This is a genomic window from Sphingobacterium sp. WM, assembly GCF_029542465.1.
In the GTDB taxonomy this organism is placed as follows: domain Bacteria; phylum Bacteroidota; class Bacteroidia; order Sphingobacteriales; family Sphingobacteriaceae; genus Sphingobacterium; species Sphingobacterium cellulitidis.
In genome coordinates this window covers 1-17,864 of sequence record NZ_CP120709.1, presented here as the reverse complement: position 1 = coordinate 17,864, position 17,864 = coordinate 1, and the positions used below count along the sequence as shown (strand labels likewise).

The window sequence follows — 17,864 nt, the reverse complement described above, 5'->3', positions numbered from 1 at the left end:
CTGCTATTGCCAGGTCCAGACGTCTTCAACAAAGACAAATACGTTCTTATATCGACCGCGAAGTTGTCTCATATATTCCGTTGCTGCGGACCGGCTGGTAAAATCACCCACTTTGACCCTGTAGTTTGGTTCTACATAATCTAAATAAGCGTTAATTTCTGAATTTTGGCTCTGAAAGCTGCGCTGTACATTCTCAGCATCGCGACGGCTAGAACCAGAAAATATTTGAACCCTAAAACCACGAACCTTCACACGTGTGGCGCGTGACTTGTCAATGGTTTTAGGCTCCAAACTTACTACCTTACTGGTAGTTGGATTTAAAGCATAAAAAGAACGATATTCTTGCAAAAGACCAATTAATGAATCTTTCTCAACAATAACTTTGTTTTCTTGCGCATTTGAAACCTTTACCAAAGCAAAGAGAATCAAACAGCTTACTATAAATCCCTTGTATTTCATGTTTTTATTAACCTTGTTTTCCGTGACAGTTTTTATACTTCAACCCAGAACCACAAGGACATTCATCGTTTCTACCAATAACCTGATCATTACGGATAGGTTGGGTAATTTGAGGCTCTTGCGTATTCAAGTCTTCCTCTGATACTCCTGTTGGTGAACTTAACTCTTCTTTTGTCTCTTTAACTTTTACCTTTGGCGCTTCTGGGCGTGCTGCTTGAATGTTTTGAGGCTCTTGCTGCTGTCCTGGAATCTCGCCTTTGAACAAGAAACTTACAATATCCTTATTCATGCCAGCTAACATTGTCTTAAACAAATTGTAAGCCTCCATCTTATAGATAATGATCGGATCTTTCTGCTCGTAACGCGCGTTCTGTACAGATTGTTTTAAATCATCCATTTCGCGTAAATGCTCTTTCCATGCCTCATCAATCAAAGCTAGAACAATACCTTTCTCAAATGATTTGAAAACTTCCTTACCCTTACTTTCTACAGCTTTTTGCAAATTTGTAGCAACTTGGATGCCACGAATTCCATCTGTAAAAGGAACTATGATATTTTCTATCATCGCACCACGCTCTGCAAGTACATTTGTCAAAACTGGTAATGTCTGCTCAGCAATGTTCACAGCCTTACGGTGATAGTAATTAATAACCTGATCAAATAGCTTGTCAACTAATACTGGAGCAGGTTGATTCTTAAATTCTTCTTGCGAAATCTCTGGATTGATCGCAAATACGCGAATCACTTCGATTTGAAACTCATCAAATGAATTGTCTTCTTTTACCTCTAATACAACATCCTCAACAACATCATAAATTGTATTGTTCAAGTCTACGTCAAGACGCTCTCCAAATAATGCATTTTTACGTTTCGTATAGATTACTGTACGCTGAGAGTTCATCACATCATCGTACTCCAATAAATGCTTACGAGTACCAAAGTTGTTTTCCTCCACTTTACGTTGCGCACGTTCAATAGATTTAGTCAACATACCATGCTGCATTACCTCTCCGTCTTCAACACCCATTTTTACCATAAGGTTCGAAATACGCTCAGAAGCAAATAAACGCATCAATGGATCTTCTAAAGAAACAAAGAATTGAGATGATCCAGGATCCCCTTGACGTCCCGCACGACCTCTTAACTGACGGTCGACACGACGAGACTCGTGACGCTCTGTACCAATGATCGCTAATCCTCCCGCATTGATAACTTCGGATGTAAGCTTAATATCCGTACCACGACCCGCCATGTTGGTAGCAATAGTTACCTGACCTGGACGACCCGCTTCTGCAACGATATCAGCCTCCTTTTGGTGAAGCTTCGCGTTCAACACGTTGTGTTTTACACCACGTAACTTCAACATACGGCTTAACAATTCCGAGATCTCAACTGATGTGGTACCAACCAATACTGGTCGCCCTTGCTCAGTCAATGTTTGAATCTCTTGTGCTACTGCATTATATTTCTCACGTGCCGTACGATAGATTAAATCCTGACGGTCATCACGTTGAATAGTCTTGTTTGTTGGAATTTCAACAACATCCAATTTGTAGATTTCCCAAAGCTCTCCGGCCTCTGTAGATGCTGTACCGGTCATCCCCGATAGCTTATGGTACATACGGAAGTAGTTCTGTAAAGTAATGGTAGCATAAGTTTGCGTAGCATCCTCTACTTTTACATTTTCTTTCGCCTCGATCGCTTGGTGTAACCCGTCGGAATAACGACGACCATCCATAATACGACCTGTTTGCTCATCAACAATCTTAACTTTGCCCTCATCAACGATATATTGATCATCAATTTCAAATAGGGTATAAGCTTTCAATAATTGGTTGATAGAGTGAATACGCTCAGCCTTAACTGAATAATCACGCATTAACTCTTCTTTTTGTTGTGCCTTCTCTTCAACAGGCAAATCTGATTTTTCAATCTCAGCAATCTCAGTTCCTACATCTGGAAGGATAAAGAAGTTTGGATCCTCACCAGTAGCAGTGATTAACTCAATCCCTTTTTCCGTAAGTTCTACCTGATTGTTTTTCTCATCAATTACAAAGAACAACTCTGCATCTGCCTTAGGCATATGACGGTTTTGCTCTTGCATATAGTAGTTTTCTACTTTTTGTAATATCTGACGGTGATTGCTTTCTGATAGATATTTAATTAATGCTTTGTTCTTAGGTAAACCACGGTAGGCACGGAACAATGCTAATCCTCCTTTTTCAGGATCTGTATCATTGTCAGCAATAGCTTTCTTTGCTTGGTTTAATACGGTATTGATATATGCTTTTTGAGCATTTACTAAGCGCTCAATCCTTGGTTTTAGTTGATAAAACTCATGTTGATCCCCCATAGGGATTGGACCAGAGATAATTAATGGCGTACGGGCATCATCAATTAATACCGAATCCACCTCATCGATCATTGCAAAGTGCAATTTACGTTGAACCATGGATTCTTTTGTATTGGTCATGTTATCACGTAAATAATCGAAACCAAACTCATTGTTCGTTCCATAAACGATATCGCACATATAAGCTTGACGACGTTGTGGTGAGTTCGGTTGGTATTTATCAATACAATCAACACTTAATCCGTGGAATTCAAAAATTGGCCCGTTCCACTCCGAGTCACGACGTGCTAAGTAATCATTCACCGTTACGATGTGAATTCCTTGACCCGCCAATGCGTTTAAGTATGTAGGCAATGTTCCAACTAAGGTTTTACCCTCACCTGTAGACATCTCAGCAATCTTTCCTTGGTGTAATACAATACCACCGATCAACTGAACATCATAGTGGACCATGTTCCAGGTTACTTCGGTGCCTGCTGCAGTCCAAGTGTTTTTCCAAACTGCTTTGTCGCCTTGGATGCTAACATTTGGCTTGCGAGCCGCAATTTCTCTGTCAAATTCTGAAGCGCTAACTTCAATTTCTTTATTTTCAGTAAATCGACGTGCCGTGTCTTTTACAACAGCAAAAGCTTCAGGCAATATTTCTAATAATACTTCCTCAAGCTTCTTGTCGCGATCTTTTGTCAATTTGTCAATCTTGTCATAGGTCGAAGTTTTTAACTCCATATCCTCAGTAGCTTCTGCTTCCTCCTTCAGACCATTGATCTCATTGTCGATGTCTTGTAAATAGGTGCTAATCCTCTGTTTAAAATCTAAGGTCTTCGCACGCAATTCGTCATGCGTCAATCCAGATAATTTCTCGTATTCTTCCTTGATTTTATTAACTAATGGCTGTACACCCTTAACGTCTCTCTCGGATTTACTACCAAATAACTTGCTTAAAAACTTTAACATAATTTTCTATTTCTCAATTCGCATGTACAATAATGACTCCAATTACAATAAGCAGACATTTTGACATTAACCGGGCAAATTTAGTTATTAAGGTTGATAACTAATGCTTTCCCCATTCTTTTTTATCAATTATTTTTCTAAAAATATATTTTTATTCGTACTAGGCACTAGGTTTAATTCTTTTGCCTTTTCAAACATCTCCAAAACGGCCTTTTTCCCCTCTTCGCCAAGGTCTTCCGAATACTTGTTTACATATAATTCAATATGCTTATACATCACTGATTCCTCCATTTCCTGCGCATGTGAACGGATATATTCAATTCCTGACTTCGGATGTGAAAAACCAAACCGAACACTCTCAGCTATCAGTCTGTTTACCTTCTGCTTTACTTCCTGCGGTAATGACCTTTTTATCACTATTCCACCCAATGGAATCGCCGAACCGGTAGTTCTCTCCCAAAAATCCCCTAAATCTACAACCTTATGTAGACCTTTTTCCATATAGGTAAACCTATTCTCATGAATGATTAACCCAACATCTATGTCTCCGTCCAATAAGGATTGTTCAATCTCTGAAAAAACCAGGATCTCTTTGTTCTGCAAACTAGGAAAAGCTAAGCTTAATAAAAAATTTGCCGTGGTATATTTCCCGGGAATTCCAATTCTTAAATCCTTAAACTTATCTGGCATTTCTTTCCCTACATACCCAGCCAATTCCTCGGCCAATGCTTTATCTCTGCATATCAGTAAAGGACCAACCCCAAACCCAAGCGCAGAACCCGCATCCAATAACTCATAATCCTCTAAGGCATAAGCAAATGCATGATAACTTAACTTCGTTATATCTAACTCTCCCCGAAAAGCCTTCGCATTCAAGGTCTCCACGTCATGGTATTCCACGTGAAACTGTATGCCTTCACAATCTATTTTATTATGAATTAACGCGTCAAAAATAAACGTGTCATTCGGACAAGGAGAAAACCCTAATGTCAATTCCATCTTCCTACTATTAAAAAATATTGATGTTCTTCGTTAATACCAAAGCCATCATCCCTAAAAATGTCGCCAATACCAAGCCGTTCCCAATCTGCTCCTTCTCTTTCTTGTAACTAATCCAACAACCCACAAGGTTGATGGCTGCCGCAATAACATATAAACCTGTTGGCTTATCCGGAAATAATTGTGCTTGCACTTGGGTATATCGCATCAACAAAAATGCTATTAGTGGACATATCAGCCCCAGAACTACCCCAAAAAGAAAATTGTTCTTCATCCTTACTTATCAAATGACCATGAATTTAATTCTGGAATTACATGGTGTGCTGTCATGTCAAATTGAGTCGGAACGATAGAAACAAACCCATTTAATATCGCATAAGCATCTGTATCCTCACCTCGATCTTGTAAATCAAATTTTCCAGTCATCCAAAAATATTCTCTATTATAAGGGTCTAATCGCTCATCAAACTCCTCAAACCACTTCGCATTTGCCTGACGACAAATTTTAATTCCCTTGATCTCTACACTCTTGTTTGGAAAATTAACATTCAATAAAGAGTTTTTAGGAAGGCCATTAATCAAAACCTGCTCTGCAATTGTTTTAACCCAAGATCTCGTATGAGAAAAATCCGCATTATGAGAAAAATCATCCAAAGAATAACCAATGGAAGGAATCCCTTCAATTGCCCCCTCTACCGCTGCAGACATCGTCCCTGAATACAAAACATTAATGGAATAGTTCAACCCATGATTGATTCCTGAAACACATAAATCGGGCTTCTTTCCTTTAAAAATTTTGTTTACTGCCAATTTTACACAGTCTACCGGCGTACCTGAACATTTATACATCTCAACCCCTGGATACAAATCTATCTTATCCAAACGAAGAGGTTTCCCAATCGTAATTGCATGACCCATTCCGGATTGAGGACTGTCTGGCGCCACGACAACGACATCTCCAATTTCTTGCATTACTTCTAATAGAACTTTTATTCCTGGCGCTGTAATACCATCGTCGTTTACAACCAAAATTGTGGGTTTCTTCTTTGTCATATTGCTAAGTTAGTAATAATCAAAAAAAGAAAGTCGACCTCTCGATCGACTTTCTCCTTAATTCTTATAATTATTAGCCTAGTTTATTCAACCAGTCAATTACTTCTTCTCTTGTCTTTCCAAGCTTTTGCTGTAATTTACCTAACAACTCATCATCTTTTCCCTCTTCATAAGCTAAATCATCATCCGTCCATTCAGCGTATTGTTGCTTGATTTTACCCTTTAACTCGTTCCATTTTCCTTTTAAATCTAATTTATCCATTTCTTTTTTCCTCCTATTATTAATTTGATATATACCATAAACAGGAGCTGTCTAAAATGGTTTGTTAAAAATATTTAAAATTTTAATTAAGTAAATGTGAATGGTCTTTTATGCAGAATAAAGGCCTTTTTTATCAATAAAATCAACTACTGCATCCGGTGTATAAAACTTTATCGAACGACCTTCTTTGATGGCATTCCTTAAAAAAGTAGAAGACAACTCCATAACAGGGGTATCAGTCATGCTAATGGATGGATGGTTCTTTAAATCCTCAGGGGCTTCGTATCCTGGTCTTGGATAAACTACTATCTTATAATCTCGAAGTAGGATCTCCGCATTCTTCCATTTAGAAAGTCCTTGAAGGTTATCTTCGCCCATGATCAGGATAAATTCCTTACTAGGATATTTCTCTGCTAAATGGACAAGGGTATCGATGGTGTAGGAGGGTTGTGGCAAGTTGAACTCAATATCGCTAGCCCTTAATTTTTCTGCGCCGTCAATGGCTAAATTGACCATTTCCAGACGATCATACATGTTCCCAAGGCTTTTTTTCTCCTTAAACGGATTCTGTGGGGACACGACAAACCAAACCTCGTCCAATGAAGTATAGTTGGCCATATAATTGGCAATAATCAAGTGGCCGATATGCACAGGATTAAAGGAACCAAAGAATAATCCAACTTTACTTTTTGACATATTTAGGAATTAATAAAATCTAAAACTAATTTCTCTGCTTCGGCACATGCGGTTTCCAAATCGTTGTTTTGAAGGATAACATCAAACTTATCAGCAAAACTCAATTCGTGCTCTGCTTTCGCAAAACGCTCTTTTAGCTTCTCTTCCGAGTCAGTACCTCTCCCGGTTAACCTTTCTTTTAATACATCCAATGACGGTGGGTTTACAAATATCGCTAAGGCTTGCTCTGGAAATTTTGATTTCAAACGCAATCCACCAACCACATCAATATCAAAAATCACATGCTTACCTTCGCTCCAGATGCGCTCAACTTCAGATCTTAAAGTCCCATAAAAAGTCCCTGAATAAACCTCTTCAAATTCAATGAATTCATGTTTAGCAACCTTGTGTAAGAAGTTTTCCTTGCTAATAAAGTAATAGTCAACTCCATCAACTTCGGCTCCTCGCGGCTGACGCGTACTCGCTGAAATGGAAAAAGCAATCTTATCCCCATGCTTTTCTAATAGCCTCCTAACGATAGTCGTTTTTCCCGCCCCGGATGGAGCAGAAAAGATAATTAGTTTCCCACTCATCCTATAATACGTTTAATAGTTGTTCTTTGACTTTCTCCAATTCATCCTTCATCTTCACAACGATTTGTTGAATTTGAGCGTTGTTGGCTTTAGAACCCAATGTGTTGATCTCGCGACCCATTTCTTGAGAAATAAAACCTAATTTCTTCCCGTTGGAATCCTGGCTGTTCAAGGCCTCTACAAAATAATTGCAATGCGAACGTAGGCGAACCTTCTCCTCGGTAATATCAAGTTTCTCAATATAAAAAACCAATTCCTGCTCGAAACGATTCATATCCACATTTTCCTTCCCTACAGCCTCTTCCATATATTGATTGATCCTTTCGCGAATCAATGGAATACGACTACCTTCTACTGCTTCAACCTCAGTTAAATAGGATAAAATCAAAGCTACACGATGTTCTAGGTCTTGTTTCAATACCTTCCCTTCATCAACCCTGAAATTATTGAATTGTTTAACTGCAGCAAAGAAAGAATTCATTAAGACTTTTCCCTCTTCCTCATCAATCTCGTCATCATGGCTGATAACTTCAGGCATATTTAAGGCTTGTTCAAATAGATTTGCCTTTGTATCCCCTAATTGAAAGGCGATGTCTTGTAATTGCTTATAATATTCTTTTAATAAATCGGCGTTGATATTTGCAGCTTTTGCCGTTTGATCAACATACTCAGTTGTGATATTTATATTAACCTTACCGCGTTCGATTAGCTTACTACATTCTCCACGTAATGCTAATTCCTTATCTGAAACCGCTTTTGGCAAACGAAGATTCAATTCTAAAAACTTAGAATTTAAGGACTTGATTTCTACGGTATACTTAACTTTGCCGTTCTCGGCAGTACCCATACCATAACCTGTCATCGATTTTATCATATGCAAAGGTATAAAACTTCAAGAAAAGAAAAACTGATTTACCAATCATGTTTGGCAATAATCACGCATAAATAGGTTTTATAACGACTTCCTCTTTTAACTCGCGCAAACCCAATGCCTATATCTTCCAAGGAACCATTCCACTCATCTAGCCCCAATACATGTTTCCGGTGCATAAATCCAGGTGAACCGCGACCGATAATAAAGGCCTTTATCCCGTCAACCGCTGTTTCATGGTTCGCACCAATAGACTCAAAATTATTCGTATTTCGCTTTTTAAGCCAATCCGCATTTAAATAATATCCAGCACGATTAATATGGTAATTCGGCCCATATCCATCAGGATCTGTGTGATCAAAATAATTCCGCTTTGCCATATCCTTCACCCTCTCTTCTGCAACCTTGGCAAGTTGTTCATTCCAAACTAATTTCTGCTGTTTGACATTTCTCAAATTCTTAACTCGGATTTCTCGACCATATTTTTTTGGATTCATCCGAAAATCATTCAGATAGTTGAAGGCCTTTTTAGCTTCGCGTCGGTCGATTTTGATGTTCTGGGCAAGAATAGGTTGTGCCCAAATGATAAAAGCAAATAATAAATATCTCATAGCTCCTTTAAGGTAAATGACTTCAGATTATGAGCATCGTTTAAAAGTAAAACTTAATTTAAGCAACTTTTTTTCTCGTCTTTTCCTTAATAACCTCAATAATAGGGGGTAACAATGAAATCCCAATTATAGCCAAAACAACTATGGAAAAGTTGTTTTTGACAAATGGAATCTGTCCAAAGAAATATCCGCCCAATAAAAATAGACTTACCCAAAGAACTCCTCCTACAATATTGTATAAGCCAAATTTGGAATAAGGCATCTTTACGACTCCGGCAACAAATGGAGCAAATGTTCTTACTATGGGAACAAAACGAGCATATATAATCGTTTTTAACCCGTATTTATTATAAAAACCCTGCGTCTTCTCTAAATACGACAGCTTGAAAATCTTTGATTCCTTCGTGAACACTCTTTGCCCAAAATGTTTGCCGATTTCATAATTCACAAAATCTCCAATAATTGCTGCCGCTATCAGCAAACCAAGCATAATAATTAAGCTTAAATTTGTTTCCGGTTTAGCAATCAATGCCCCCATCGCAAAGAGAACCGAATCTCCTGGGAGAAAAGGCGTAACAACAAGCCCTGTTTCGGCAAAGATGATCAGAAATAAAATGAGATAGGTCCAGGTCTGATAGTCTTGAGTGATATCGATTAAATGCTTATCGATATGTAAGATAAAGTCAATTAAGGTTGATATTAATTCCATGTTTTCAAATTCAACTCTCAACTACAAGAATTACACCAAGCTAATTCTTGATCAGGAATATGTTTTTATTTCAACAAATTTAGCCCACAAAAAAAGGAAGCTTATTCAGCTTCCTTCTTTTTACCGTATTTTTCTTTGATTACCTCAATAATTGGAGGCAGTATTGACAAAATAATTATGGCGAATACCACTAGGGTAAAATTATCCTTGATAATTGGTAATCCTCCAAAGAAATAACCAATAAATAAAAAGGATGTAACCCATAGAATAGCGCCGATGACATTATAAGAAGCAAATTTCCCATATGACATCGAGCCAACGCCCGCTACAAATGGAGCAAATGTTCTTACTATGGGAACAAAACGCGCATAGATAATGGTTTTACCACCATATTTCTCGTAAAATTTCTCCGTTTTGTCCAAATATTCTTTCTTTAGAAATTTATATTTCCCTGAAAAAGCTTTAGGCCCCAGATATTTTCCAACGTGATAATTAACCATATCACCTAGGATACCTGCTACCATTAATAATCCCCACATCACAAAGACATTTAAGTCCGTTTCAGGTTTAGCAATAATTGCTCCTGTAGCAAACAGTAAAGAGTCTCCTGGAAGGAAAGGGGTAACGACAAGTCCAGTCTCAGCAAAAATGATCAGAAATAGAATCAAATAAGTCCATGTCTGATAATTATTGACTATCTCAACCAAATGATCATCAATATGGAGGATAAAGTCAATTAGGGAATAAATTAAATCCAAAGTTTTGAGCTATTAAATATTGTTTAACATCACTGGCATTACCAACATTAAGATATCTTCATGATCCTCTTTAATCGCTGGAACTAATAATCCAGCACGATTAGGAGTACTCATTTCCAAGACAACTTCTTCGCAACTTAGATTATTAAGCATTTCCACTAAAAACTTCGCATTGAAACCGATTTCCATGTCCTCACCTTCAAATTGACAACTCAATCGCTCGTGAGCTTCATTAGAAAAATCTAAGTCTTCAGCAGAAATATGTAATTCACTTCCCGAAATCTTTAACCTTACTTGATGCGTTGTCTTGTTTGCAAAAATCACTACGCGACGTAATGTATTTAAAAACAATGAACGATCAACAGTTAATTTATTTGGGTTTAAACGAGGAATTACAGCTTCATAATCCGGATAACGTTCATCAATTAATCGACAAATCAAGTTAATCGTTCCGAATTGGAAGAATGCATTCGTATTATTATACTCAATCGAAACATTCACATCATCTGATGGTAGTGATGATTTCAATAAAGTTAGTGCTTTCTTAGGTAGAATGATGGATGTCGGCTTATCGGCAGTAACATCCGTACGACGATAGCGAACCAATTTATGTGCATCTGTAGCAACAAATGTGGTAGATTGCTCGGCCAACTGAACATAAACGCCAGACATCGCCGGGCGTAATTCATCATTACTCACTGCAAAAATGGTCTTATTGATGGCTTCCAATAAAATTGCTGCCGAGATATTTACCGTGGAGGTATTTTCTACAACGGGGATTTTAGGAAAATCATCCGCGTTTTCTCCGCTCAATTTATATTTTCCGTCTCCCGCAGAGATCTCAATCGCTAAGGTCTTCGTATCTACAGAAAATGCTACCGGCTGATCTGGAAGAGTTTTTAAAGTCTCAATCAAGATTTTTGACGGCATTGCCACGCGGCCTTCCTCCTTCGCTTCAATCTGTAAAGTCGTAACCATACTGGTCTGCAAATCCGTAGCGGAAATCGTCAGAAGGTTGTCCTTAATTTCAAATAGAAAGTTTTCTAGGATTGGTAGCACCGTGCTGGAGCTAGAGGCGCCACTAATAGCTTGTAATTGTTTAAGTAATATAGATGTAGATACAATAAATCTCATTTCTTTTAGCTAATAGATTTTATTGCAATAATACAGAAAAGAATCTAATTTTTTGCAATTCAAATTCTAGTTCGCACACATAAACATTAAAAAGCACTGCATTAAAATTTGTACATTTGTAAGATTAGGTATGCAATTTAAAAAAATCGTAGGCCATCAGGCCATCAAGAAGCATCTTGTTTCAACGGTAAAGGAAAACCGTGTCAGTCACGCTCAACTATTCTTAGGACCAGAAGGTTCCGGAAGTTTAGCTTTGGCTGTTGCTTACGCCCAATTTATCAATTGCGAGAACAAACTTGAAAACGATAGCTGTGGACTCTGTCCTTCATGCCTAAAATATGAAAAACTAATACACCCCGACCTCCATTTTTCCTACCCTTTCTTCGCAAAAAAAGCCGATGAAACCGCAAGCAGCTATATGGAAGATTGGCGAAAGGCCTTTCTCGAAAACCCATACCTCAGCTTGAGCCATTGGAGAAATCAATTGGATGCGGAAAATAAACAAGCGAATATCAATATCGCAGAAGCGCATGATATAATTAAAAAACTAAGCTTAAAAGCATTTGAAGCTGAATATAAAGTGTTAATCATGTGGCTTCCAGAGTACTTGGACACCCAAGGAAATGCCCTTTTGAAGCTGATTGAAGAACCTTCAGAAAAAACTTTGTTCCTTTTAGTGGCAGAAAATCAAGACAAGATTTTAAATACCATTATCTCTAGAACTCAATTACTGAAAGTAAACAAGCTTTCCCATGAGGAAATATCTCAATTCCTTGTCAATGATAAAAATATTGATCCTAATCGTGCGAATGAAATTGCATTTATTGCCGATGGTAATATGCAATCTGCATTGGATCAAATGGACGAATCCTCAAATCAAAACTTTGACCTCCTTATTCGGTGGTTAAGGTGTGTCGTAACGGATGCTGGATTGAATATTATTCAAATCTGTGAGGAGGAAATCAGCAAATTGGGAAGGGAAAACCAAAAGTTATTCCTCCTTTATAGTATAAATGTATTAAGGCAAATTGTCCTATTAAACCAAGGTCTGGATCAATTAGTCTTTTTAAAAGATGCAGAATTAGATTTTGTGAAAAAATTCAGCGAATTTACCACGCTCGAAAAATTGCAAGCAGCAATTGAAATGCTTGAAAAAACACATTATTCTGTCGAAAGAAATGCAAATCCTAAAATATTATTTTTAGATTTATCTTTGCAGTTAGTTTTATTATTTAAATACAATACGTTCCAACAAGGAACTCAATATATATAATTTTAGAAATATGGGATGTGGCAGTTGCTCATCCGGGGGTGGTTGCGGAAGTAACACACTTGGCACTGTACCAGCAGGATGTAATAACAATGGTACGTGCATGACCAGCGGATGTAATAAATTAGATGTTTACGATTGGTTAGTCGATATGGACTTGCCATCTAACTATAAACCTTTTGATATTGTGGAAGTTCGTTTTAAAGGCTCAAGAAAAGAGTTCTTTATTAATTCGGACAACATTTACCTGGAAATGGGAGAAATGGTCGTGGTAGAACCTAATACTGGGGGATACGATATTGGACACGTCTCTTTAACTGGTGAATTGGTTAGACTACAATTGAAAAAGAATAACGTTAAGCCTGAAGACGTTATTAAAAAAGTATACCGGAAGGCAACAGAAAATGATGTTGCTAAATATAATCTGGCGAAAGACTTGGAATGGGAAACCATGCACCGTGCTCGTAATTTAGCGTTGGAGCTTGGCTTATCCATGAAAATTTCTGATGTCGATTACCAAGGTGATAAAACCAAAGCCACTTTCTACTACACAGCAGAAGGTAGGGTAGATTTCCGGGAATTGATTAAAAGAATGGCAGAAGCTTTCCGAATCCGAATCGAAATGAGACAGATTGGAATGCGTCAAGAAGCAAGCCGCCTCGGTGGTATTGGGTCTTGTGGTCGTGAATTGTGCTGTTCAACCTGGTTAACCGACTTTAAAACGGTTTCTACCTCGGCAGCTCGATATCAAAACCTTTCTCTGAATACCCTCAAATTAGCAGGTCAATGCGGAAAATTAAAATGTTGTCTAAACTATGAATTAGACAGTTATATGGATGCCCTAAAGGATATTCCAAATAATATCGACCGTATTGAAACGCATTCTGGGGTTGCTTATCTTCAAAAAACGGATATCTTCAAAAAAACCATGTGGTTCTCTTATCCGCATGCCGAGTCTTGGATTCCTTTGTCTGTAGAACAAGTAAAAGAATTTGCTGAATTGAATTCTCAAGGTAAAAAACCACAGGAATTAATTGTTCCTGAAAAAGAAGAAGTAATCAATGTGGCAATTCCGGACTATGAAAACGTGGTTGGACAAGACAGTCTGACCCGATTGGATGAACGCAATAAAAAGAAGAAAAAGCGTAAACCTAAAAAGAGTCCTGGAAAACCTGAAAACGGTCAAAAACCAACTCCTGAACAAGGTAGTCAAAAGCCAAAAGCTGAAAATAAACCGCAAAACAACGGTAATAACCAGCCTAGGCAAAAAGAAAATAATCCTAATTCGGAAACTGCAGAAGGTCAAAGAAATAAAAATAGAAGACCGCAGAATAAGAATAGAAGATTTAATAATAATAAAAATAAAGACAATAACTCTGAGGGTTAATTATTAATCCAATGCATAAATTACTATTTATAGCTATTGTTGTTTTTTTACTGACCTCCTGTCAGGAAGGGGCTTTCTATGAAAGAAATTCTGTTATCCCAGGTCAACTCTGGGATAACGGAAATAAACCCGAATTCCAAATTGATGTCCTAAATAAACAGGATAAATACAAGCTTTTCCTTAACCTCAGACATACTGCATATTATCCATATGCTAATTTTTCTTTCCTGATCAAGTATTCTGGAAAATCAGCTCAAGATACCAGTGTCAGATATGAAATGAAACTTGCTGAAACGGATGGCCGTTGGCTTGGAAATACTGCCGGAAATCTATATGAGCAATCCAAATTGCTCATTGATGACTTTACCTTTCCGGATACTGGAAAATATGTGTTTTCAATTCAACAAAATATGCGTGAAAATCCTTTAAGAGGAATAAATGATGTCGGTATTAAGCTAATTAAAAAGTAATGATACAGCTGTTAAGATGGTTATTACTTCCTTTTACCATCCTATATACCCTCATTATATGGATTAGGAACCTGCTGTATGATCTTAAAATATTCCCCAGCAAATCTTTTGATATCAAGACAATCGTTATTGGAAACCTCGCTGTAGGTGGTGCTGGTAAAAGCCCTTTAACACAAAAACTAATCGAGCATTTCAAAAAGCAATACCAGGTCGCCACGCTAAGCCGTGGATATGGTAGAAAAACGAAAGGCTTTCGATTGGTTCAAATTGATGATAAAGTCGAAAATGTAGGTGATGAACCCCTCCAATTCAAAAAAAACTTCCCTGAAATTAATGTTGCCGTCGATGAAAATAGGGCAGAAGGCATTCAGATTTTAAGTAAGGAAAACAATCTTATCTTATTGGATGATGCATTCCAACACCGTAAAATCACAGCAACCTGTGCAATTCTGGTCTTTGAATACCAATCTATTTTAGAGCCCATTATATTATTGCCCACTGGCCAATATCGGGACACCTTCAATCAAACCAAAAGGGCAGATATTATCTTAATCAGTAAATGTCCTGAACATATTCCCGATGAGAGTAAAGTAATCATTGAACAAAAAGTTCGACGCTATAATAAATCCGCAAAGATATATTATAGCCATATTATCTATAAGAACCTCGTTCCGCTGCTTGATAGGATAGAGGATCTTAATATTAGCCAAACAAAAATCCTTCTTATTACAGGGATTGCTAACCCTAAACCGCTAGTACAATATTTACAAGGTGCTCAAGCATCCTTTGAGCATTTGAAATTTCCTGATCATCATCAATTCGATGAATTTGACTATAAGGTTATCAAAGCTCGGTATGAGAAACTAAATTCTGAAACGAATACCATTTTATTGACTACTGAAAAGGATGCGCAACGCATAGATCTACAGTCTTTATTAAATATTCCTATCTATTATATTCCTATTGATATCAAAATAGATCAGGATGGAGACTTTTTCCATAATATTCAATCAATTATTACTCCATAACACTTATTTTTTTATTGAATTACAATAATAAGTTTTCGACTGTAGACAACAGCCTTAGATCTTTATTTTGTCACAAGCTTATTTTTTTTCAATTCAACTCAAATAATCAGAATTTAACTAAAATCCTGCTTAAAAACTATTTAAAGGCACTGTTTTGTAAATAATAACACCTTCAGTTGAATTTATTATCTTGTTAAGAAATGTTAAAAAGTAACAAACCTGATACAATCACACAATAAAAGATACAATTCCGCTGTTATTTATTGTACAGAAACGGAGTAAATAATTAAATATTAAAAACAAAAAAATTAAAATCATGAAAAAGTTATTTTTAGCAGTATCCGCAGTATTATTTTCGTTAACTCTAACATTTGCTCAGGAAGTAAACCCTGAAGAAAAAGCAAAAGCAACTGTAACCGAATGGACTCAACAGTTAAACTTGACAGATGATCAACAAGCACAGATTTATACTGTTGTATTAGAGCATAAAAAAGCAAAATTAGCCTTAAAGGCAGATACTACTGCTGCTGCAGATGCAAAAGCTACGCAATTTGAGGCATTGAACGCTGACTTAGATAAAAAAGTAAGCGATCTATTAACAGATGAACAAAAACCATTGTACGCGAAAATCGTTGAGGCTCGTGCAGCTAAAAAAGCTCAAATGCCTGAACCTAAAGAAGTACAATAATCTAACTAATATTCATGTTTCATAATAGAAAAGGGTTTGCAAATGCAAACCCTTTTCTCATTTTATCCCCACCAAACAATACAATTTCCCATATAAACACAAAAAAAGCTTGAGATCTTCTCTCAAGCTTTTGAATTTCTTTTCTTTACAATGTTTTTTTCTTTAAGATGCCTTCAATTTCTTTTGGATATCTTGCACATAAGTCTTGAATTTCTTATCCGTTTCGATAAGGTCTTCAACTGTTTGGCAAGCATAAATAACGGTTGAGTGGTCACGTCCTCCAAAGAAATTTCCGATCGATTTCAACGATGATTTGGTATGATTCTTAGCCAAATACATTGAAATCTGTCTTGCTTGTACGATTTCACGTTTACGAACTTTCGATTTAACCATTTCAACTGGTACCTCAAAGTATTCACATACGAGTTTTTGGATGTACTCCATTGATATTTCCTTATGCGTATTCTTAACAAAGTTCTTTAACATCGACTTCGCCAAGTTTAAATCAATCTCCCTCTTATTAAGAGTCGATTGCGCCAATAAGGAAACCATTGCTCCTTCTAATTCCCGGACACTGTTATCAATCTGATTTGCCACATATTCAACCACACTCTCAGGTAACTCAATACCATCTGAATACATCTTCTTCTTGAGGATCGCCATTCTGGTCTCTAAATCTGGAACCTGAATATCAGCTGATAATCCCCATTTAAAGCGACTCAATAACCTTTCCTCTAAACCTGAAAGATCCTTCGGCGCCTTATCCGATGTTAAGATAATTTGCTTACCTGTTTGGTGCAAGTGATTAAAAATGTGGAAGAAAATGTCCTGCGTCTTCTCTTTACCTGAGAAATTATGAACGTCATCCATAATAATAACATCCATCGCCTGGTAAAAATTGACGAAATCATTAATTGTGTTGTTCTTTAATGAATCAACAAATTGCTGACAGAACTTCTCACATGAAACATAAATTACCAACTTGTCTGGTAAATTACGCTTGATCTCATTTCCTATTGCTTGAGCTAAGTGGGTTTTACCTAAACCTACATCTCCATAAATCATCAATGGGTTGAAAGATGTTCCTCCTGGTTTATTCGCGACAGCATATCCAGCCGAACGTGCCAATCGGTTACATTCGCCTTCAATAAAATTGTCAAACGTATAGTTTTGATTTAATTGAGGATCAACTTGTAATTTCTTTAACCCAGGAATTACAAATGGATTCTTGATGTTCTTATTTAATGCAACAGGAACAGGAATTGATTGCTTCTTGCCCTCAGCACCATTCCCATTCGACGGAATGTTCGTAGTGTAAGGTGGGTTCGCAGAAGACTTCTCCACAACAATGTTGTACTCAAGTCTACCTTGTTCCCCCAAGAATTTTTTAACTGTTTTTCTGAGAATACCTACATAATGCTCTTCCAACCACTCATAGAAGAACAAGCTTGGTACTTGAATAGTTAAAACGTTTCCTTCTAGACGTACAGCTTTAACGGGCTCGAACCATGTCTTGAAACTTTGCGTGGGAATATTATCTTTTATTACTGCAAGACAACTTTCCCAAACACTTGTACACGTTTTTTCCAT

19 protein-coding genes are annotated in these 17,864 nt (G+C 37.1%); 5 read left to right on the top strand and 14 right to left on the bottom strand.

Annotated features, from left to right (window positions below):
- Positions 1-3: 3 nt before the first annotated feature.
- The 13 genes from PZ892_RS00095 to dnaN all read right to left on the bottom strand — a co-directional run bounded on the left by PZ892_RS00095 (position 4) and on the right by dnaN (position 11,431).
- Positions 4-459, bottom strand: a complete 456-nt coding sequence (locus tag PZ892_RS00095) for an SPOR domain-containing protein (RefSeq protein WP_094258653.1) — start codon at positions 457-459, stop codon at positions 4-6.
- A gap of 7 nt (positions 460-466) precedes the next feature.
- Positions 467-3,766: a preprotein translocase subunit SecA gene (gene secA / locus PZ892_RS00090; RefSeq protein ID WP_277711856.1), complete on the bottom strand. Its 3,300-nt coding sequence runs from the start codon at positions 3,764-3,766 to the stop codon at positions 467-469.
- Positions 3,767-3,895: 129 nt separating this feature from the next.
- Entirely contained in the window at positions 3,896-4,765 is an 870-nt protein-coding gene (locus tag PZ892_RS00085; RefSeq protein ID WP_277711855.1) for a 1,4-dihydroxy-6-naphthoate synthase, read from the bottom strand.
- 10 nt (positions 4,766-4,775) lie between these two features.
- Positions 4,776-5,039 (bottom strand): hypothetical protein, encoded by a 264-nt coding sequence (locus tag PZ892_RS00080; protein WP_277711854.1) that lies wholly within the window; start codon positions 5,037-5,039, stop codon positions 4,776-4,778.
- A 2-nt stretch (positions 5,040-5,041) separates the two neighbouring features.
- A complete protein-coding gene (gene surE / locus PZ892_RS00075; RefSeq protein ID WP_094258657.1) occupies positions 5,042-5,818 on the bottom strand; it encodes a 5'/3'-nucleotidase SurE in 777 nt (258 codons plus the stop codon).
- Positions 5,819-5,891: 73 nt separating this feature from the next.
- A complete protein-coding gene (locus PZ892_RS00070; RefSeq protein ID WP_094258658.1) occupies positions 5,892-6,080 on the bottom strand; it encodes a CsbD family protein in 189 nt (62 codons plus the stop codon).
- Between the two features lie 108 nt (positions 6,081-6,188).
- Positions 6,189-6,776: a nicotinate (nicotinamide) nucleotide adenylyltransferase gene (gene nadD, locus PZ892_RS00065; RefSeq protein ID WP_094258659.1), complete on the bottom strand. Its 588-nt coding sequence runs from the start codon at positions 6,774-6,776 to the stop codon at positions 6,189-6,191.
- Positions 6,777-6,778: 2 nt separating this feature from the next.
- Positions 6,779-7,348, bottom strand: a complete 570-nt coding sequence (gmk, locus tag PZ892_RS00060; RefSeq protein ID WP_094281192.1) for a guanylate kinase — start codon at positions 7,346-7,348, stop codon at positions 6,779-6,781.
- A gap of 1 nt (position 7,349) precedes the next feature.
- Positions 7,350-8,222, bottom strand: coding sequence for a YicC/YloC family endoribonuclease (locus tag PZ892_RS00055; protein WP_094258661.1), 873 nt, complete (start codon positions 8,220-8,222; stop codon positions 7,350-7,352).
- A gap of 38 nt (positions 8,223-8,260) precedes the next feature.
- Positions 8,261-8,830 carry a CAP domain-containing protein gene (locus PZ892_RS00050; RefSeq protein WP_094281190.1) on the bottom strand — a complete coding sequence of 190 codons (570 nt, stop codon included), beginning with the start codon at positions 8,828-8,830 and terminating at the stop codon, positions 8,261-8,263.
- A gap of 58 nt (positions 8,831-8,888) precedes the next feature.
- On the bottom strand, positions 8,889-9,539 hold the full coding sequence (locus PZ892_RS00045) for a DedA family protein (protein ID WP_094258663.1): 651 nt from the start codon (positions 9,537-9,539) through the stop codon (positions 8,889-8,891).
- A gap of 101 nt (positions 9,540-9,640) precedes the next feature.
- On the bottom strand, positions 9,641-10,297 hold the full coding sequence (locus tag PZ892_RS00040) for a DedA family protein (RefSeq protein ID WP_094258664.1): 657 nt from the start codon (positions 10,295-10,297) through the stop codon (positions 9,641-9,643).
- A gap of 12 nt (positions 10,298-10,309) precedes the next feature.
- Positions 10,310-11,431: a DNA polymerase III subunit beta gene (gene dnaN / locus PZ892_RS00035; protein ID WP_094258665.1), complete on the bottom strand. Its 1,122-nt coding sequence runs from the start codon at positions 11,429-11,431 to the stop codon at positions 10,310-10,312.
- Positions 11,432-11,561: 130 nt separating this feature from the next.
- On the opposite strand from dnaN, the gene PZ892_RS00030 reads away from it, so the two are divergent.
- The 5 genes from PZ892_RS00030 to PZ892_RS00010 all read left to right on the top strand — a co-directional run bounded on the left by PZ892_RS00030 (position 11,562) and on the right by PZ892_RS00010 (position 16,274).
- The gene (locus PZ892_RS00030; protein ID WP_277711850.1) at positions 11,562-12,704 is read left to right on the top strand and encodes a hypothetical protein; all 1,143 of its coding nucleotides are present in this window, start codon (positions 11,562-11,564) and stop codon (positions 12,702-12,704) included.
- A 100-nt stretch (positions 12,705-12,804) separates the two neighbouring features.
- Complete coding sequence (gene ricT / locus PZ892_RS00025) at positions 12,805-14,088, top strand: regulatory iron-sulfur-containing complex subunit RicT (protein ID WP_094281182.1); 1,284 nt, start codon at positions 12,805-12,807, stop codon at positions 14,086-14,088.
- An 11-nt stretch (positions 14,089-14,099) separates the two neighbouring features.
- Complete coding sequence (locus PZ892_RS00020; protein ID WP_094258668.1) at positions 14,100-14,558, top strand: gliding motility lipoprotein GldH; 459 nt, start codon at positions 14,100-14,102, stop codon at positions 14,556-14,558.
- Positions 14,558-15,586 carry a tetraacyldisaccharide 4'-kinase gene (gene lpxK / locus PZ892_RS00015; RefSeq protein WP_277711848.1) on the top strand — a complete coding sequence of 343 codons (1,029 nt, stop codon included), beginning with the start codon at positions 14,558-14,560 and terminating at the stop codon, positions 15,584-15,586. The genes PZ892_RS00020 and lpxK overlap by 1 nt, the downstream gene beginning before the upstream one ends.
- Positions 15,587-15,902: 316 nt before the next feature.
- Positions 15,903-16,274: a hypothetical protein gene (locus PZ892_RS00010; protein WP_094258670.1), complete on the top strand. Its 372-nt coding sequence runs from the start codon at positions 15,903-15,905 to the stop codon at positions 16,272-16,274.
- 162 nt (positions 16,275-16,436) lie between these two features.
- Here PZ892_RS00010 and dnaA read toward each other — a convergent pair whose 3' ends face one another.
- Positions 16,437-17,864, bottom strand: a complete 1,428-nt coding sequence (gene dnaA / locus PZ892_RS00005) for a chromosomal replication initiator protein DnaA (RefSeq protein ID WP_094258671.1) — start codon at positions 17,862-17,864, stop codon at positions 16,437-16,439.